The 17,304-nt window shown below is 61.2% G+C and carries 16 protein-coding genes; 12 read left to right on the top strand and 4 right to left on the bottom strand.

The window, feature by feature from the left end; all coding sequences use genetic code 11:
• Nucleotides 1–150: 150 nt before the first annotated feature.
• Nucleotides 151–3,348 carry an Eco57I restriction-modification methylase domain-containing protein gene (locus OIS53_RS03670; protein WP_264681037.1) on the bottom strand — a complete coding sequence of 1,066 codons (3,198 nt, stop codon included), beginning with the start codon at nucleotides 3,346–3,348 and terminating at the stop codon, nucleotides 151–153.
• A gap of 166 nt (nucleotides 3,349–3,514) precedes the next feature.
• Between OIS53_RS03670 and OIS53_RS03675 the strand changes: the two genes are divergently transcribed.
• The 8 genes from OIS53_RS03675 to OIS53_RS03710 all read left to right on the top strand — a co-directional run bounded on the left by OIS53_RS03675 (nucleotide 3,515) and on the right by OIS53_RS03710 (nucleotide 10,379).
• Nucleotides 3,515–4,087 (top strand): ADP-ribosyltransferase domain-containing protein, encoded by a 573-nt coding sequence (locus tag OIS53_RS03675; protein WP_264681038.1) that lies wholly within the window; start codon nucleotides 3,515–3,517, stop codon nucleotides 4,085–4,087.
• Nucleotides 4,088–4,109: 22 nt separating this feature from the next.
• Nucleotides 4,110–4,529: a hypothetical protein gene (locus OIS53_RS03680; protein ID WP_264681039.1), complete on the top strand. Its 420-nt coding sequence runs from the start codon at nucleotides 4,110–4,112 to the stop codon at nucleotides 4,527–4,529.
• Between the two features lie 125 nt (nucleotides 4,530–4,654).
• Entirely contained in the window at nucleotides 4,655–5,257 is a 603-nt protein-coding gene (locus OIS53_RS03685; protein WP_264681040.1) for a helix-turn-helix transcriptional regulator, read from the top strand.
• A 69-nt stretch (nucleotides 5,258–5,326) separates the two neighbouring features.
• Nucleotides 5,327–5,746: a hypothetical protein gene (locus OIS53_RS03690; protein WP_264681041.1), complete on the top strand. Its 420-nt coding sequence runs from the start codon at nucleotides 5,327–5,329 to the stop codon at nucleotides 5,744–5,746.
• A gap of 223 nt (nucleotides 5,747–5,969) precedes the next feature.
• Nucleotides 5,970–7,034 carry a tetraacyldisaccharide 4'-kinase gene (lpxK, locus tag OIS53_RS03695; protein ID WP_264681042.1) on the top strand — a complete coding sequence of 355 codons (1,065 nt, stop codon included), beginning with the start codon at nucleotides 5,970–5,972 and terminating at the stop codon, nucleotides 7,032–7,034.
• Complete coding sequence (locus tag OIS53_RS03700) at nucleotides 7,027–8,991, top strand: putative porin (RefSeq protein ID WP_264681043.1); 1,965 nt, start codon at nucleotides 7,027–7,029, stop codon at nucleotides 8,989–8,991. Before lpxK ends, OIS53_RS03700 begins: the two co-directional genes overlap by 8 nt.
• A 188-nt stretch (nucleotides 8,992–9,179) precedes the next feature.
• On the top strand, nucleotides 9,180–9,770 hold the full coding sequence (locus tag OIS53_RS03705; protein ID WP_264681044.1) for a MiaE family protein: 591 nt from the start codon (nucleotides 9,180–9,182) through the stop codon (nucleotides 9,768–9,770).
• A 93-nt stretch (nucleotides 9,771–9,863) separates the two neighbouring features.
• On the top strand, nucleotides 9,864–10,379 hold the full coding sequence (locus OIS53_RS03710) for a hypothetical protein (protein ID WP_264681045.1): 516 nt from the start codon (nucleotides 9,864–9,866) through the stop codon (nucleotides 10,377–10,379).
• An 11-nt stretch (nucleotides 10,380–10,390) separates the two neighbouring features.
• On the opposite strand, the gene OIS53_RS03715 is transcribed toward OIS53_RS03710, so the two are convergent.
• Both OIS53_RS03715 and OIS53_RS03720 read right to left on the bottom strand, forming a co-directional pair.
• Nucleotides 10,391–12,235, bottom strand: coding sequence for a glycoside hydrolase family 2 protein (locus OIS53_RS03715; RefSeq protein WP_264681046.1), 1,845 nt, complete (start codon nucleotides 12,233–12,235; stop codon nucleotides 10,391–10,393).
• A 132-nt stretch (nucleotides 12,236–12,367) separates the two neighbouring features.
• Nucleotides 12,368–13,648: an asparagine synthetase B gene (locus OIS53_RS03720; RefSeq protein ID WP_264681047.1), complete on the bottom strand. Its 1,281-nt coding sequence runs from the start codon at nucleotides 13,646–13,648 to the stop codon at nucleotides 12,368–12,370.
• 340 nt (nucleotides 13,649–13,988) lie between these two features.
• On the opposite strand from OIS53_RS03720, the gene OIS53_RS03725 reads away from it, so the two are divergent.
• The 4 genes from OIS53_RS03725 to OIS53_RS03740 all read left to right on the top strand — a co-directional run bounded on the left by OIS53_RS03725 (nucleotide 13,989) and on the right by OIS53_RS03740 (nucleotide 16,796).
• The gene (locus OIS53_RS03725) at nucleotides 13,989–15,227 is read left to right on the top strand and encodes an ABC transporter permease (protein ID WP_264681048.1); all 1,239 of its coding nucleotides are present in this window, start codon (nucleotides 13,989–13,991) and stop codon (nucleotides 15,225–15,227) included.
• Nucleotides 15,228–15,276: 49 nt separating this feature from the next.
• Nucleotides 15,277–15,441, top strand: a complete 165-nt coding sequence (locus OIS53_RS03730; RefSeq protein WP_264681049.1) for a hypothetical protein — start codon at nucleotides 15,277–15,279, stop codon at nucleotides 15,439–15,441.
• A gap of 66 nt (nucleotides 15,442–15,507) precedes the next feature.
• Complete coding sequence (locus OIS53_RS03735) at nucleotides 15,508–16,053, top strand: hypothetical protein (RefSeq protein WP_264681050.1); 546 nt, start codon at nucleotides 15,508–15,510, stop codon at nucleotides 16,051–16,053.
• Between the two features lie 65 nt (nucleotides 16,054–16,118).
• Nucleotides 16,119–16,796 carry a helix-turn-helix domain-containing protein gene (locus OIS53_RS03740; protein ID WP_264681051.1) on the top strand — a complete coding sequence of 226 codons (678 nt, stop codon included), beginning with the start codon at nucleotides 16,119–16,121 and terminating at the stop codon, nucleotides 16,794–16,796.
• Nucleotides 16,797–16,850: 54 nt separating this feature from the next.
• Here OIS53_RS03740 and OIS53_RS03745 read toward each other — a convergent pair whose 3' ends face one another.
• Nucleotides 16,851–17,300 carry a hypothetical protein gene (locus tag OIS53_RS03745; protein WP_264681052.1) on the bottom strand — a complete coding sequence of 150 codons (450 nt, stop codon included), beginning with the start codon at nucleotides 17,298–17,300 and terminating at the stop codon, nucleotides 16,851–16,853.
• Nucleotides 17,301–17,304: the final 4 nt, after the last annotated feature.

The following is a 17,304-nucleotide window of genomic DNA, read 5'->3' on the forward strand; positions in this document are numbered from 1 at the left end:
CGGCTTCGGGAATGGTGTATGCACCGGGCGGGCGGCTTTTTGGCCGCCCGCCCGGTGCATACACCATTCCCGAAGCCGCTATGTGCACCGAACTTTTTGCAGCTTATTTTTCAGAAATAAAAAAATAAGCTGCAAAAACTCCCGACCCATTTACGCCGATGCCGGCGCGGGGCGGCCTTCTACCAGGGCAATTTCCTCCGGCGTGAGCTGGTAGAGCTGGTACACCAGCTGGTCGAGGGCGGCATCCTGTCGGTGGAGGGCGGCACGGCGCTCCTGCTGCTGCTCCTGAAACTCGGTGAGATAGGGGAGCCACTCGCCTTTTTCGGGGAGGGTGAGCTTGCGGCCCAGGGCTTTCTCCAGGGCCGCGCTCCAGGTTTTCCAGGGCTGCCCAAGGGCCAGCTTGCCGGTGAGCGGGGCCGTGAGGCCCAGCTCGGCCCGCACCAGCCGCCCCGCCGCCGCTTCCGCCTCGTGCAACGCCTTATGGCCCGCCAGCAACGCCTCCGCCGCCGTGATGAAAGGCTGCTGTTCGGCAAGGGAAATGTTGGGAATGGGAAGACGTTCAATAAAGACGACTTTGACTTCCGCTAATGGCTTACCGACCATATGGAAGTTGTCGTTACTGAAAATCCAATCAATAATTTTTGAATTAAGCAACGAGAGAATATATAACAAGCTTAGCCCACTATCAGGAAGCAATTGTAAGCAATGCACAGAGTTAATTCCAACAAATCCTTTTGCATCATAAGTGGCAAGTATTTTATCATCCGTCCTGCGAATGAATACTTTATCAGTGAAGAATGATTGAGGGCTGCGTGGCGCTGCTAGGTTGGGGCCATACTTGATATATTCACCACTCCATTCCAGACTATATCTAGTAACATCAGTTCCTCTTATAACAGGCTCCCATGAACTATCATGCTTTGAAAAGCTTGTATAAGGCTTTTCTTCTATAGTTGAAGACGTCTGTGGCGGATTACCTTTCCCCACTTCATATGGCTTTACTCCTGCGGTAATTTTTGCGAACTGTTTGAGTGTGAAGAATTGCCTTTTTAACTTACTTGACAAGGTTTTTTCGGTACTTGTTTCTCTATAGTTAAACAGAAGCTTTTCTCTATTAAATAGCTCTTCGTTTTTAAATTCAAGTACTGTAGCTCTACCCAACTTGATGCTAAAATCATCTTTACCCCTATCAGTTATAACAGTTCTGAATAAACTTGAATTAGTCGGCTTAGTATTCTGAATAATCATCACAACAGTTTCGACTACAGCATCACTGAATACACCAAAAGGCTCTAAGATTTCAGCAATAGATGTTTCTTCAAAGAGTAGCTTCCGAATCTTTTCGTTGTTCTCAGTTACGAGGAAGGTGTTAGGCACAATGAAGCCAGTCAAACCGCCTTGTTTTACAAGTTTTACAGATAATTCCCAGAACATTATGTAGGTGTCAGTTCCGGAATTGGGGTAAGAGTTAGCTAAATAATCCTTATCTACCTTGCTCAACTTCGCCCCATACGGCGGGTTCCCAATCACCACGTCAAACCCGCCTTGCTCGAATACTTCGGGGAAGGTGGCTTGCCAGTCGAAGGCGCGGGGGCCGGCCACGGCGGGGTCACTGATGAGGGAGTTGCCGCAGCGGATGCTGTGGTCGAGGGAGGTGAGGGGCTTGCCGGGGTTGGCGGTTTGCAGCCACAAGCTCAGGCGCGTAATGTCCACCGACTCCGGGTTGAGGTCCACGCCGTAGAGGTTGTGTTGCAGGATGTGGCGGTCGAGGTCGAACACCTTGAACTGCCCGGCGCGCAAGGCGGCCAGCTCCTGGTTTACGTGCTGGCCCTCGCGCAGCAAATACCCAAACGCCTCGTTCAGAAACGCCCCCGAGCCGCAGGCCGGGTCCAGCACCCGGATGCCCTCCAGGGCCTGCGCATACTGCTCCCAGGCCGCAATGTGCTTCTGCACGGCGCGGGAGGGCTGCACCAGCTTGTTGCCCGCGCCCAGGCGGATGGTGGCCCGGTCCTCGTCGGTCAGCTCGGGCAGCTGGTCGAGGCCGGCCTGGCGGCGGCGCTCGTGCAGCCAGCCGCCCACCGCCTGCCGCACGATGTAGCGCGTGATGTACTCGGGGGTGTAGAAAATGCCGTCCTGCTTGCGCTTGCCCTGCCGGGGGTCGTGGGCGAGGCCGCTGAGGCGGGCGCGCTCGGCTTCGAGGTCCGACAGGCTCTGCTCGAAGATGTGGCCCAGAATGTTCACGTTCAGGTCGGAGGCAAAGTCGTACTGCTCCAGCTGAATCACCGGCGTCAGGGTCCGGTCCTTGATTACCAGCGCATCCAGGGCCGCGTCCTGGGCAAACAGCCCCCCGTTGAAGCGGTTGATGCCGGCCAGGGCATTGCCCTGGTCGATGCTCTGGAACAGGCCGCGCACGGTGCGGTACACCTTGTCGTCGGCCGGGTCGAACACGTTTTGGCGCACGGCATCGAGCAGGCGCCGGAAGGTCAGGCGCGGAATAATGTTCTTGTCCTCGCAGAAGCACACGAAAATCACCCTATCGAGCAGCTTCTGGGTGTGCTGAAGCAGCTCCAGGGGCGGCACCAGCGGGTTCTGCTCGATAAGGTGGTCGAGCAGTTGGCGGCGGGCCGTGCTGTAATCTTTATAAAAGGCCTTGGTGATTTTCAGCTCCTCCTGCTGGCGCTGCTGCAAGGCCTCGTCCAGGGGCGCCTCGGCGCGGCCGGGGGCGGGCAGCAGGTGCTGGGGCCGCAGCAGGGCCAGCAGGCGGCGCAGCTGTTCGGGCTGGTCGGGCAGGGTTTCGAGGTTGAACACCTCGGCGCGGGTCTGGTCCTGGGCCGAGTAGAGGCGCAGCTCCACGAAGTTGCTGACCAGCACCCAGCGGCACTGCCCGCCAAACTTGCTGGGGTAGCTGAAAGCCTGCTCCACGGGCGTTTCCTGGCGGCCCTTGCCGGCGCCGCCGCGCTGCTTGGCGTCGAGCAGGGTGCGGGCGTCTTTCAGCTCCACCACGGCCCGCACTGGCCCGCCCAGCCCGCCGCCCGGCCCGGCCACAAACTCGCCCAGGGCGCCGTCGGGCTTGGTGCCGTCGGTGAGGGTTTTCAGCTCCAGTTGCAGCTGGCGGTGGGTGGTGGCCTCGTACTCGTAACCCAGCACCTGCCCAAACAGCAGGTTCAGAAACTCGGCCTGCAAGGCTTCTTCCTTGCGGCTGCGCACGTAGCCTTCCTTGATGGCCTGCTGCCAGCGCCGCAGGTGGCGCACCCGCTCGGCAAAGTCGGGCAGGGCAGTGGCGGGGTCGAAATGAGTAAGAGGGGCGGGAAGCGTTTGGGCGGGAAATAAGGGTAATAATGTGGGCATAGCAGCTGGGAGAAGGGAAAAACGGCCCGGAAGGTAAGCAGGAAACCACGATGTAGAAACGCATCCTTGCGTCTCAGCGTCCGCGCTGTTTGCCCAACGTCCACACCACCTGCTGGCACAGGGCCGATAGGCCAGGCGCGTATACGGTAGTATATTTCCTGCCCGTATGCCCCAATCCGACCTACACACGTTCGTTTCCCAGCACCTACCCGACGCCCTGCGAGCCGTGCAAACCGGCAGACGTGCTACGGCCCATCCCGAACTGACTCTACTTGATAAGGCGCTTATTTATCACTATAGCGAAGGCGGGTACGAACCGCTCAATCAACACCTGCATACCAACGGTGGCCATAATACGTCCTTGTTTGGTATGGGCTTAGTGGCTGCGCTGGGCAAGCTGCCGCCTTATGTCGGCGAAGCCAACAGCGGCGTGTATCTCTCGCCCGGCCAGCTGCAGCAATACCGGGTCTACGCTCAAAATGGGCAACCCGTGAGCTGGCCGGCTTTCCTTTCAGCCAGCTTACGCATAACTATTGCGCGGCAATACCTGCATGCATCCGGAAAAAATTGCTTGTTCTCGATACAGTCTCGTACTGGCCGCCTCATCGAGCAAATCTCTAAATTCGGTGTTGACGGGCAAAATGAATATGAAGTGTTGTTCGTCCCCAACACCCAGTTTGAGGTACTGGAGGTAGCTAATGAACCCGGCTATATCCGCATCGTGTTGGACGAGTTATAATGGTCTTGCGTATCTTACTGCTATGAAACCCGAAGCGTTTTTACCGTCGAACTCTCCTTGGCCCGGCTCTGCTGCCTCCGTGCCGGCTACGCCCGTAGCTACCGGGGCGGTAGGCGGGGTGCGCCATCCGGCTCCTAAGCCTGTCTTCGACCCGAATGCCGTCATAGAGTGGATAGATAATTATTTGCGAGATAATCGGAATGCCCCACGCAAGCAACGCTTAGAGCTTATTAACAAGCGCTACCAGATAAAGCTACAGATAGAAGCAGCTAACCCCATCGACGAAAAAGAATTGCGCCTGATTGCCGAACGGCTAGGCCGCAAAGCGCAGTCCGGGTTTTCGCCAAGTAGCCCCCTGCCTACGCTGGTTGTTTCAGAGCCGGCGCCAGCAGAGGTAGTGCGCCTAAACAGGCGCGGAGCCAAGCCAAAACCAAAAAAGTAGTCAGTCAGAGAAGCTGGCCCAACACGGAAAGCCCCGACTGCCCCAGCAGCCGGGGCTTTTTTGTGCCTGATTCGATTTTTGCAGCTTATTTTTCAGAAACAAAAAAATAAGCTGCAAAAACTCCGATGCCGCGCAAGTCTATTCCCTCTACCACACTGCTGGCGCAGGTGCGCAAGTACTTCGGGCTGGAGCAACAGGAGCTGGGTACCTATTTGGGCATCAGCCGGCAATATGTGGCCGATATCGAGGCCGGGCGCCGCACCCTGACTTCTAAGGTGCTGCTGCGGCTGGCGCCGCTGGCCGCCCAGCTACCACCGGAAGCCCCGGCCCGGCTGGCTGCTCCAGCGCCCGAGGAGCCGCCGCATGGTGCACCCGCGCCCGGCCCCCTAGAGGCTCGCCTCAATACCTGCCGCCACCAAGCAGCTAAGCTGCGCCGGGAGCTGCGGCAGCTGGCCGCCGGGCAGGCCCAGGCCCGGCGCTGGCAGCAGGTGTTGCCGGTCCTGCTGGCTCAGGCCGAAGCCGCCGCACCCACCGATACCCATGCCGCCCGCGCCCACCAGTGGCTGCGGAGCCGGCAGGAGCAAGCCAGCGCGGCCCTGCATGATGCCGACCTGGCGGCCCGCTACTACCTGCTGCAAGCTCGCGCCACAGCGCTGGAAACCGAGGCCGCCACGCTGGCCCGGCAGCTGGAGTCCGGTGGAGCACAGACAGGCACAAAAAATAAATAATAGGCTTATACAATATATCCCTGCTAAGCTCGTCTATAAGCTCATCTATCACCCTTAACCAATTCTTATATGGCTCTTGAATTGAGCACCCTGACTACCCGTGCCGAGTGCGACGAAGCCTTAGTGGACCTGCAAGCCGAGCTGGATGGCTACGAGCAGCGCACCAGCAACCTGGAGTTTTCGGACCGGCAGGCCCAGCGCACCCAGGCTGATGTAGCCGGGCAGCTGGCCGGCGTAGAGGCCGAAATTGCGGCCCACACCGCCATCCTGGCCCAAACTAACCTGACGCCCGCCCTGCGCCGCCAGAGTGAAGGCAAGCTGCGCCGCGCCAACGACCGGCGCGACAACCTCAACGACCGGGGTAGTGCCCGCAGCGGCGCCGCCCGCTTCCTGGCCGACGTGGACGCTGAGCAGGTAGCCGCCCAAGTAACCGTGCTGACCAATGCCATCAGCCAGGTAACGGCCCACCGCGCCACCCTAGCCAACTAAGCTTCCGCTACACTCCACCTATTGCACTATCCAGCCGCTCCGCTTTACGTGGGGCGGCTTTTTTGTAGTCGGGCTGTAGTATGTAGAGCTGCATCGTTGCGTCTCGTCGGTGAACGAGGCCGCGCAGGCTATAGAGAAGCAACGATGCGGCTCTACAGGGCGCGGTACGTAAGGGCAACGACCGAACGCGTGCGACGCGCCCCTACGTGCTACCTTTGCCGCCATGTCTCGCCTGCTTACGTTGTTGCTGCTGCCGCTGAGCTGGCTCTACGCCGGCATCATGGCTGGGCGCAACTGGCTGTACGACACCGGGCGCCGGCCGGCGGCCACGTTTCCGCAGGTGCCGGTGCTGAGCGTGGGCAACCTGCGGGTGGGGGGCACCGGCAAAACCCCCCACGTGGCCTGGCTGGTGGCCTGGCTGCTGGCCCAGGGGCAGCGGCCGGCCCTGCTCAGCCGGGGCTATGGCCGCCGCACGCGCGGCTACCGCCGCGCCACGGCCCCGGACACGGCCGCCACCATCGGCGACGAGCCGTTGCAGCAGTTTCAGCAGTTCCGGGGGCAGGTGCCCGTGGCCGTGAGCGAAGACCGGGCGGCCGGCATCTGGCAGCTGCTGCGTGAGGAGCCCACGCTCACCGCCGTGGTGCTCGACGATGCCTACCAGCACCGCCGCGTGCGGCCCGCCCTGAGCGTTTTACTCACCGAGCAGCAGCGCCCCTTTTACCAGGACCACGTGCTGCCCGCCGGGCGCCTGCGCGAAAGCCGGGCCGGCGCCCGCCGCGCCGATGTGGTTATTGTAACCAAGTGCGACCCGCAGCTGAGCGAGGCCGCCCGCGCCGCCATCCGCCGCCGCATCGGGCGCTACGCCCGGCCGGGGGTGCCGGTGCTGTTTTCGACCTACGCTTACGGCCGGCCGGTGCCGGTGCCGGGCACGGCAACTGGGGCCGCGCCCGGCCCGGAGGTGGTGGTGCTCACCGGCATTGCCCAGCCGGGGCCGCTGCTGGAGTACCTGGCCGCAGCGGGGTACCGCGTCCTGCACCACGCCCGCTTTCCCGACCACCACGCGTTTCGGCCCGCGGAGCTGCGCCAGTTGGCCGCACAATTACGGCCGGGCCAGTGCGTTCTGACTACGCAAAAAGACGCCGCCCGCCTGCTGGAACCCGCTCTGGCGGCAAGTATGGCCGATTTGCCCGTATTTTACATTCCGATTGACGTCCGGTTTATGGCCGACGGGGAAACCCGCTTGCAGGAGCTGCTGACGCCGCTATTTCAGCCCCACGCTGTTGTCTGACTTGTTGCTTTCGACTATCCAAAAGGCTATTACGGCCTATTCTGCTGGTTTCCGGGCGCTCCGGTGGCCCCGCCGCTGGGGCTTGGTGGCGGGCCTACTGCTGCTAAGTGCTACGCTGCGGCCGGCCAGCGCCCAGGTGGTCGACGACTCCACCAAAAACCTCTACGGCGCCCGCACCACCTTCATCATTCGGGAGGCCGACGTGCTGCGCGACCAGAACGAGGGCCGCATGATTGACACCACCCTCACGCGCCTGCCCCAGGCCCGCTACTGGGCCCACGACACCACCTACCAGCAGGACCTGGGCATCTTTGGAACGGCCTCGCGCCGCTTGCTCTGGGAGCCCAACCTCCAGCTCGGGGCCCGCTTCGGCCGTACGGTGTTCGACCGGTACGCCCGCAATGCGGCCACCATTCCGTACTACGACACCCGCTCGCCCTACACGTTTTTCCGCTTCCACCAGGGCAACCCGCACGAGCAGATTTTCGAGCTGTCGTACGCCCGCAGCATCAAGAAGCTGTTCAACGCCGGGTTTGCCTTCGAGCGGTTCGGGTCCAATAAGCATCTGGCCGTCAGCAACACCCGCACGGGGCAGGTAGAGCACACCAACTTCCTGTTCTTTGTGCGCTACCAAACCGCCAACGACCGGTACCACGCCCTGGCCAACTTCGGCACGGCCCGCCACCGGGCCGTGGAGCAGGGCGGCGTGGTGGTGCAGGCCAAAGACCAAGAGGGGGAAGCCGGCAAAATAAACCTCCAGCAGCTGTTCGACTACCAGGACGAAGAGGTGCGCCTGACCCGGGCCGTGAACCGCGACGACCGGAACCGGTTTCGGCTGGCGCACACCTACCGCCTGCTCGGCCGGGGCCTCACCGCCTTCCACGTGCTCGACTGGAGCCGCCAGGAAAACACCTACACCGACGACCAGCTTGCCCAAAGCGCCGGCAGTGGCTTCTACCCGCGCAACCGCCTGAGCACCACCGCTACCAATGACCAGGCCGAGTACCGGCAGCTGGAAAACCTGGTGGGCGTGCTGGGCCGCACCAGCGCCGTGGAGTACCGCCTCTACGGCCGCCAGCGCAGCTACGCCCTCGATTCCAAAGCCCGCCTCGACCTGCCCCTGCCCCAGGACAGCGCCCGGTTCGGGGAGTCGGGTACCCAGCTGTTCGTGGGCGGGACGGCGGCGTTCCGGTACCGGCAGTTTGCCATCGAAACGGCTGGGGAGTACAAGCTGGCCAATGAGTATTGGGTGCGCGCCTCGGCTCGGCTGGGCCCGCTGACGGGGGAGGTGCTGAGTGCCAGCTACGCACCTACGCTCACCGAGCAGCGGTTCAATGGCAACCACTTCGTCTGGAATACGGATTTCGACAACACCCAGGTGCAGCAGGCGCGGGTAGTGCTCAGCCAGCGGCTGGGCAATCAGCACGTGGAGGCCTCGGCCACCGTGGCCAACATCACCAACCTGGTGTACTACAACCAGCAAGCTCGCCCCGCCCAGCTCGGCGAAGCCAAGCAGCTGTTCATCCTGCACGCCCGGCACCGCTTCCAGCTCGGCCACTTCTTCGCCGACAACCAAGTCACCTACACGGCCGGCGGCGAGGGCGCCGGGCTGCGCATACCGGACATTGTGGGCGAATCGCGGCTGTACTACCAGGGCTACGTGTTCAAGAAGGCCCTGCTGGGCCAGGCCGGCGTGCAGGCCTACTTCCAGTCGCGCTGGCGGGCCTACGACTACAGCCCCAGCACCCAGCAGTTTTTCGTGCAGGACCACTTCACCATCCGCAACCTCCCGGTGGTAGATGTATTCCTCAGTGGCGACATCAAAACGGTGGGCATCTTCCTGAAGATGGCCTACGTCAACCAGTTCCTGCCCCACCGCGGCTACTTTGCCACGCCCTACTATCCGGCCCTGCCCCGCCGCTTCCAGTTCGGCATCCGCTGGCAGTTTTTCAATTAGGGGCTTAGGGTCTTGGGGGCGTAGGGACGTAGATTTGTGCAGGCATTCTGCACCTAGCGTCCGGCAGTAGCCGCAGGACTTGCTCACACTTGGACCACTGGCGTCGGTCGGTGTAGAGACGCGTCTCCACAACCCAGCTCCAGCACGTCATCTAAGACCCTAAGTCCCCAAGCCCCTAAGCCCCCACCATGAAAACCATCCTCAAGCTCAAGCTGAACTCCGATCCGCGCTGGGTGGATATTGCGTCCAAGAACATTATTGATATTCTGGTGGACCATGCGTACTGCGAGCAGAAGGCCGCCAGCACGGGCATCAGCCTGATTGTGAAGTACCCCGAGAAAACCCGCCTCGTGGACGAGCTGACCCTGCTGGTGGCCGAGGAGTGGGAGCATTTTGCGCGGGTGCTGCAGGAGCTGCGCAAGCGCGGGCACGAGCTGGGCCGCCCCCGCCGCGACGAGTACGTGGTGCAGCTCATGGCCCACGTGCGCAAGGGCGGCGCGCGGGAGCGGCAGCTGATGGACCAGCTGCTGGTAAGTGCTCTGATAGAAGCCCGGAGCTGCGAGCGGTTCAAGCTGTTGTGGAAGCACATTCCCGACCCCGACCTCAGTCAGTTCTATTACGAGCTGATGGCTTCGGAAGCGGGCCACTTCGTGAGCTACGTGGACCTGGCCAAGGAGTACTGCGACCCGCAGGAAGTAGATGCCCGCCTGCAAGAGCTGCTCCGCATTGAGGGCGAAATCGTGACCAACCTACCCGTACGCGACGACCGGATGCATTAGCTACTGGATAGTAAATAGAGGAATTGCATTATAATAATTTGTATAATCCTATAAAAATATTAGCTTCGTGCGGTCCGATTTAGGGTGTACGTTATGAAAAAGCTACTTTTTCTCTGCTGTGTTGCGTTTCCGGCCTGGGGCTGGGCGCAGAAAACCACGCCCGAAGCCGCGCCGGCCGCTCCCGATCTTACGGCATCTACCGTGCCGGCTGGCGCGGTCATCAACTTTTGCGGGCAGCGCTACGCCGTTACGCCGGGGTGCACCCTGCAGTCAGACTTCGAGTTGCAAGGCCCTGACTTCCAGCTTTCCTGGATGTACATTGACTTCGGCATGCTGAAAAGCTATCCGGAGCAGTTTGCGCGGCAGTTTGATAAAAAGTACAAGCAGGACTCCGAGCGGCAGCCGCTGGACTGCTTTATTCTGCAGAAGCCGGCCAAGGGCTTCCTGGTGAGCTACCCCAAAGCCACGGGCGGCATGGCCTACGAGCTGGTGGCCTACGGCATTGCCAACCAGCAGCCCGTGGTGGTGCAGATTACGCTGGAAAACATTCCCGAAAAAACCGCCGACCTGCCCCTGCTGGCCCGGCAACTGGTGCAGCTTACCCGGTAGCAGCCTCTTCGCTACGGGTTTTGCGGCTCCTGGCCGGGCAGGCCCGAGGCCAGCAGCCCCGCCGGCACGCTTAGCTCCCCGGTGTGCGGGTCAATCAGGCCGTTGCGCTCATCCTCGATGTTGGTGGCCTGCGTGTACACGTCGCCGGCGATGGGGCGGGCCCGCAGCTCCCGCTTAAACTGCCGGATGCGCTCCGTGCGCTCTTCGGCGCTTTGCGGCCCGCCGTAGTCGGCAAAGCCAAACCCACCCCACTCGCTGACCACCAGCGGCTTCTGGCGACGGTAGAAGAATGGGTCGCCGACAACCAGGGGCAGCACGGCCACGCCTTCCATTTCGCCGGCCACCAGCCGGTCGAGCAGCTCCTGCCAGCGCGGGAGGTCGGGCGTATACAGGTGAGCCGTGAGCAGGTCTGATTTCAGGCGGCCCTCATCGGAAATGTGCTGCCAGCCGTCGTTGTCCACCACCAAAAACTGCGGGTGGTTGATGTGCAGGTAGTGATACATCTCAACGATGTAGCGGCGGGTTTCGGGGTTGACGGCAATGTCCTGGCAGCCCCAGTCCTCGTTGTAGAGGCTCCAGATAACCACCGACGGGTGATTTTGAATCAGGGCCAGCATGCGCAGCAGCTCGGCGCGGTGGTTTTCGCGGCTACGGGGCGTAGAGGAGTGGGGGCTGGGCACTTCCACCCACAGCAGCAGCCCCAGCTCGTCGGCCAGCTTGTAGATGCGCGGGTCGACGCCGGCAATGTGCACCCGCACCAGGTTGCAGCCCAAAGCCTTCATGCTGTGCATGTGGCGCTGCATTTCCTCGTAGGTGGCCGTGCCCGGCTGGTACAAAATGCCGTCGAGGTAGGTGGGCTCGTTGTTGAGGTACACCCAGCGCCCGCGCGACTCAATCTTGCGCAGCCCGAAGTGGGTTTCGATTTCGGCCACGTAGCCGTTGTCGTCAATAAGCTGGGCTACGAGGCGGTAGAGGTTGGGCGTCTCCGGCGACCATAGCTGGGCGCCGGGCAGCTCCATCACCACGCGCTGCTGGCGCTGCCCGGCCTCCAGGCGCAGCGGAAAGTCGCTGACGGCCAAGGGCTGGGGCGAGGGCGCCACCCAGTCGTACACCTGGAGGCGGAGCGTGTACAGGCCGGGGTCGTGGATGCGGGTGGTGAGGTTGAAGCGGACCAGGTGGTCTTCAATCACGCTTTCCACGCCCACGCGGGTGCGCAGGCGGTTGCGCTCCACCATTTCCAGCCACACCGAGCGCACGGCCCCGGTGTAGGTCTGGTACCAGATGCCCCCGCGCTTGTACACGTGCGACTCCTGCTTGCCGCGGGGCGTTTCAGCGTCCATGTTGTCGGCGATGCGCACGGTGAGGCGGTTCACGGGCCGCAGGTGCTCCTCGCGCAGCTCGTACGAAAACGAGGTGTACTCGCCGTAGTGCACGGCCTCGCCCTCGATGGTGCTGAGCGGAAAGCCGTTGAGCCACACCCTGGTTTCGTAGCCGCAGGCCCCGAAGGTGAGCTGAAACATGGAGTGGCCGTTGTCGTCGCCGCGCTCGGGCAAGGCAAACTCCCGCTCGTACCAGGCCACCACGTTGTCTTGCCAGGTTTTGGGGTGGGCAGGGTCTTTGGCCTGGGCCATGTGGTCTTCCACCGAGCCGGGCCAGTTGGCCGTGTGCTCATACTTGCGGCCCAGGTACCACCCGTCGCGCAGGCCGGCGTCGGCGGGGTCGAGGGCAAAGCGCCACTCCCCATCGAGCAGCAGGTAGTTGTTGGAACGCAGTACAGCCCGGGGTAAGGGGTTGACGCGGGTCGTAGGGGTGGTGCTGCCGGCAGAGAAGCCGAAGTTCGTGGGCTCAGGAGTCATACGCTACTGCGGAGGTGTGTGGCAGGTACAAACGTGATGTGGCGGCTTCTGGATGCGGCCGGCGCTTTTTGGGAAAGAAAAACCCCTCGCCTAAAAAAGGCCAGGGGCTTGGCAAAAGCAAATTACCGGCGCTTAGGTTTTCTGCTTTTTCTTCTTGGCAGCCGGAAACAGAATGTTGTTCAGGATGAGGCGGTAGCCGGGGGAGTTGGGATGCAGGGCCAGGTCGGTGGGTTCTTCCTCCACCATATGCTGGTAGTCCTCGGGGTCGTGGCCGCCGTAGAACGTCCAGGTGCCTTTGCCCAGGGTGCCGTGCATGTAGCGCGCCTCGCCCGAGGCCTTGTTGTCGCCCATAATTACTACGTCGGGCTTGATAAGAGGCTTGCGGAAGGCCGTGGTCTGGCCCATAAAGCCTTTGATGGTGCGCTCGTGGTTCTGGGTGAGCATGGTGGGCACCGGGTCGTACTTGGCCGAAAAGGTAAACAGCTGGAAAAAGTCGTTGTCCTCGTACACGCCCCGCTCGTAGGGCTGCATGTCGATGTCGGAGTACTCGTACTCCATCGGGTCGCGCTCCAGGCGGAAGTTCTGGAAGGCCAGGGTGCGGTTGAAGTTAAGCTTAGATTGGGCCGTGGGGTCGGCCGGGTCGCCGTCGTACATGCTCTCCACCATGTCGAGGCCCAGGCCGGCCAGGGCAATGTCGTAGGAGTCGGTGGCCGAGCACATGGCAAACAGGAAGCCCCCGCCAGCAATAAACTCCTGCATTTTCACCGTTACGGCACCCTTCATCTGGCTGACTTTGGCAAAGCCGTTGCGCTTGGCGGCGGCTTCGGCGTCGCGCTGCTGCTGCTGGTACCAGGGCCGGTAGCGGTACATGCGGTAAAACTTGCCGTACTGGCCCGTAAAATCCTCGTGGTGCAGGTGCAGCCAGTCGTACTTGGGCAGGTCGCCGCGCAGCACCTCGTCGTCGTAAATCTGGGTGAAGGGAATTTCGGCGTAGGTCAGCACCATGGTCACGGCATCGTCCCAGGGCTGCTTGCCTTTGGGCGTGTACACGGCAATCTTGGGCACCTTCTCCAGCTTCATCACGTCCATGTTGGCGTTGGGGTCGGCTATTTCGGAGAGGATACCGGTATACTGCGCTTCGCTGATGACCTGATAGGTGACGCCGCGCACGGCCAGCTCGTTTTCGGCGCCCTGGGCCACCTCGCAGGCAAAGGAGCCGCCGCGGTAGTTCAGCAGCCAATCCACCTCCACCTGCCGGCTCAGCAGCCAGTAGGCGGCGCCGTAGGCTTTCAGATGCTCTTTCTGGCTGGCATCCATGGGAATAAGGAGGTGGTTGGCCCAGGCCGCCGCGGGCCGGAGCAGGCCGGCCGTCAGCAGCAGGAGCAGAAAGGCAGCGAAGCGGAAAAAAATCATAAACGCAATCTGGAAAAAAGCAAGGGCGAAAGGAGCGGGGCGGCGAGCTAAATTAATAGGAAGCCGCGGCCCCGATTTTAAAGGTAACGAATGCGGGCGGGAGTTTGGTAAACGGGAAATGTGAGCTACGGCCAAAACACTGGCGCCCGGCGCACCGGCAGGTTCGGGTGGCTCAGCGTTACGGAGCCAGCTTGGGGGTGCACCACATCGGCAAAAAGCCCGCGGGACTTTAGGGTAAACGCGTTACCTTGCAGAATTCGCCGTCCTTGCCCAAGGAGCCGGCCGCCCGGCTGTGGTGGTTTGGCCTTCTTGGCCCGGCTCACCCGCTGCTTCTGCCCGTATGCACCTGCTGGAAAACATCAAAGAGGCGTTTCGTTCCATCAACAGCAACCTGCTGCGCACCATTCTCACGGCCCTGATTGTCTCCATCGGCATTATGTCACTGGTGGGCATTCTTACGGCCATTGATGCCATCAAGGCTTCGTTGAACTCTACGTTTGCCAGTCTTGGAGCCAACTCCTTTGAAATCAAGGCCAAAGGCTACACCAACCGGTTCCGGCGGGGCGGGGTGCAAGCCAAAACCTACCCGCCCATCACCTATCTGCAAGCCCGCCAGTACAAAGAGCAGCTTGGCGACCAGGCCAAGGTGGGCGTGTCGGCCTTTATTGCGGGAGCCGTGGAGGTGAAGGCCAACGGCCAGAAAACCAACCCCAATATGAACGTGGTGGCCGGCGACGAAAACTACCTGCTGATTCAGAACTATAACTTGCAGAGTGGCCGTACTTTCTCGCCCGCCGAGCTGGACAACGGCACTAACGTGGCCATCGTGGGCATGGAAATCAAGGAGAAGCTGTTTCCGGGCAAAAGCGCCCTCGACCAGGCCATCTACCTGCTGGGCCGGCGCTTCCGGGTGGTGGGGGAGCTGGAGAAGAGCGGCAGCACCATGGGTGGGGGCGGGGCCGACCGGCTCATCCTGATTCCGCTGGAAACGGGCAACCAGCTGCCCCGCCAGCGCGCCCTCACCTACGACGTCAAAACCGCCACCCTCGACCCCACCCAGCTTACCTACCTCACCGGCGAGGCCACCGGCATCATGCGTGCCGTGCGCCACGACCCGCTGGGCCAGGAAGACTCCTTCGAGCTGGAGCGCTCCGACTCCCTGGCCGGCAAGCTGGATTCGCTGTCGGGCAACCTGCGTATGGGCGGCTTTCTGGTGGGATTTATCACGCTGCTCGGGGCCAGTATTGCCCTCATGAACATCATGATGGTGTCGGTGACGGAGCGCACCCGCGAAATTGGCATCCGGAAGGCGCTGGGGGCTACGGCCCTGCAAATCCGCCAGCAGTTCCTTATCGAGGCCATTGTGATTTGCGTGCTGGGCGGCACGCTGGGCATTCTGCTGGGCGTGGGCATGGGCAATGGCGTGTCGCTGCTGGTGGGTAGCGGGGGCTTCATCGTGCCCTGGCTGTGGATGATAGTGGGCCTGCTGATTTGCATTACCGTGGGCCTGGCCTCGGGCTACTACCCCGCCAGTAAAGCCGCCGCCCTCGACCCCATTGAAAGCCTGCGCTTCGAGTAGGGGCGGGGGCATGAAGGTGCGACCTGTTCTGCTGGGCTTGCTGCCAGCTGTGCTTTTCGTGACCGGAGCCAAGCCGTGGAGTCTGGCAGCAGCTGCGGCAGAAAAACTCCGGCCCGTGCGGGTGCGCCAAGTGCACCTGTCGGGCAACCCCCGCTTTGTTCTCCCGCGGGTGCAGACGCCCGACGCCGCTACCACAAAGCAAATCAACCGCTAAGTGGTGGGGAAGTTGCTCCGGGCAATGGAGCCGCCGGGGCCGGCTGGCATATCAGCCGTACAAGCCTTGCGTCTGGCGCAGCGCAGGTGTTGCATAGACATAGATGAAGAAACCGGGCAGCGCCGCCCCGCTCAGGGCCTGACCGGGTGTAGCTACCAGGTGCTGCACAATGACGGCCGGCTGCTGAGCTTTGAGTTTAATTTAGAGCACACCGGCGCCTATTCCTGGCAAAACACCCAACACGCCGTATTCGACGTGCGCACGGGCCAGCGGCTCCGCCTGACTGACGTCGTGGCCGAAACTCCGGCCCGCGTGCGGCAGCTGCTACGGGTGGCAATCAACCGCCGCCTGACCAAAACGCTGAATGAGCTGTGGGAGGAAAGCCAAGACTCTGCGGAAGTGCAGGCCTTGGCCGAGCGGTTTACCTATAACCTGCGCACCCACCAAGTAGAATACACAAGTGCCGCAGAGCCGACTTTGGAAGATTTTACGATTACTGCCCGCGGCATCACCATTTTTTATCAGCCGTGGTTGCCGCCCGCGTGGTGGCCGCACAGCCCGGAGTCAGCCTACTTTTTTCCCTTCACCGCACTTCGAAGCAGGCTACGCTGAAATTACCTGGAGTGGTAAGGTTAATGAGTTGTTTTATACATTTGCAAAAATAACCATCTGCAAACATGGCTACTACTACCGTTGGGCAACGCATTGCGCAGCTCATTCAGCAACTAGGAATAAGCAAAAACGCTTTTGCTGTATCTCTGGATAAGACGGCAACCGTTATACAACATTTGGTTGAAGAGCGTAACAAACCAGGATTTGACCTTTTGTGTAAGATATTTGAGGTATACCCAAATGTATCAAAAGATTGGCTATTGCAAGGACAAGGACCGATGCTCGTGGATGCCAATCCATCGGCCTCAGATGCACAGGCAACAGACAGTGCTTCCGTAACGCCTGTGAAATCGACCTTGAATGCTGCGAGGGCCGCTGCCACACCCTCAACAGAAACTCCAACACCAGCCGAGTCAGCGCCGGCGCCGGCACCAGGTAGCGGGCCGGCTTCCGTGGTTGCTGCAAAACCTGCTGTTTCCTCGGAGGTAAGTAACTCCACGTCAGCCGGATCGACAGTAACCACTCTAGCCCCTGAAACGGTACCCATGACAGCGGTGTCCTCTGCTGCTCCGGCTCCTACTACCGCCCCAGCCACACCCGATACCAGCTGGCAGGCGGCCTTATACACCCAACAAATGGCTCACCAGCTAGCCATGGCCGAGCTGCGCAACCAGCACCTGCAAGAGCAGCACCGCCTGATGCAGCAGATGATGGAGCTGATGCAAAAGCAGTTAAACAGGTAGAAGTGGTATTGCCATTTGGAAAATAACCAGGGCTACCCATTTGAGCAAACCTTGTTATTCTGCGGCTTGGGTGTAGCTTGCCGGAGCAGCAGGGTCCGGGAGCAGATGAGAGGAATAGAAGATCGGGTAGAGGAGTCCACTTAACTGCCTATCCAGCGTCTGCCACGACGACACGGTAGTTTGTTGAGCTGTGTGAGCCAGCAGCTCCCGCATACGGCTCACTAGCGCCTCGTGCGTGAGGTGTTGCATGACCAGGTACCCCGAGAGGAATACACCATGAAAGCTCTGAAAACGAGTTAGCTGATCCGGCGAAATCACCTTTGTCGTGTACAGCCGGTACTCCCGAAACTGGTCGGTTATGTAGGCATTCAGCTGAAGCTCAAAAGAAGTAAGCGTGGGTAGCTCGGCGGCCAAGACCGGGCGGGCACCCTGCCCCATGTAATCGAATAAAGTGATGGACGCCACCTCTAGCGCCTTCGGACGGAGTTTCTGGCGGAACAACATGCCT

This window comes from Hymenobacter sp. YIM 151500-1 (assembly GCF_025979885.1).
GTDB lineage: Bacteria > Bacteroidota > Bacteroidia > Cytophagales > Hymenobacteraceae > Hymenobacter.

What these genes read in the sequence shown, in the direction of transcription:
- OIS53_RS03685 (WP_264681040.1), top strand. Translation starts at nt 4,655, where the DNA reads ATGCCGCGCAAGTCTATTCCCTCTACCACACTGCTGGCGCAGGTGCGC.
- OIS53_RS03710 (WP_264681045.1), top strand. Translation starts at nt 9,864, where the DNA reads ATGAAAAAGCTACTTTTTCTCTGCTGTGTTGCGTTTCCGGCCTGGGGC.
- OIS53_RS03725 (WP_264681048.1), top strand. Translation starts at nt 13,989, where the DNA reads ATGCACCTGCTGGAAAACATCAAAGAGGCGTTTCGTTCCATCAACAGC.
- OIS53_RS03745 (WP_264681052.1), bottom strand. Translation starts at nt 17,300, where the DNA reads ATGTTGTTCCGCCAGAAACTCCGTCCGAAGGCGCTAGAGGTGGCGTCC.
- OIS53_RS03675 (WP_264681038.1), top strand. Translation starts at nt 3,515, where the DNA reads ATGCCCCAATCCGACCTACACACGTTCGTTTCCCAGCACCTACCCGAC.
- OIS53_RS03705 (WP_264681044.1), top strand. Translation starts at nt 9,180, where the DNA reads ATGAAAACCATCCTCAAGCTCAAGCTGAACTCCGATCCGCGCTGGGTG.
- OIS53_RS03715 (WP_264681046.1), bottom strand. Translation starts at nt 12,235, where the DNA reads ATGACTCCTGAGCCCACGAACTTCGGCTTCTCTGCCGGCAGCACCACC.
- OIS53_RS03680 (WP_264681039.1), top strand. Translation starts at nt 4,110, where the DNA reads ATGAAACCCGAAGCGTTTTTACCGTCGAACTCTCCTTGGCCCGGCTCT.
- OIS53_RS03720 (WP_264681047.1), bottom strand. Translation starts at nt 13,648, where the DNA reads ATGATTTTTTTCCGCTTCGCTGCCTTTCTGCTCCTGCTGCTGACGGCC.
- OIS53_RS03670 (WP_264681037.1), bottom strand. Translation starts at nt 3,348, where the DNA reads ATGCCCACATTATTACCCTTATTTCCCGCCCAAACGCTTCCCGCCCCT.
- OIS53_RS03690 (WP_264681041.1), top strand. Translation starts at nt 5,327, where the DNA reads ATGGCTCTTGAATTGAGCACCCTGACTACCCGTGCCGAGTGCGACGAA.
- OIS53_RS03740 (WP_264681051.1), top strand. Translation starts at nt 16,119, where the DNA reads ATGGCTACTACTACCGTTGGGCAACGCATTGCGCAGCTCATTCAGCAA.
- lpxK (WP_264681042.1), top strand. Translation starts at nt 5,970, where the DNA reads ATGTCTCGCCTGCTTACGTTGTTGCTGCTGCCGCTGAGCTGGCTCTAC.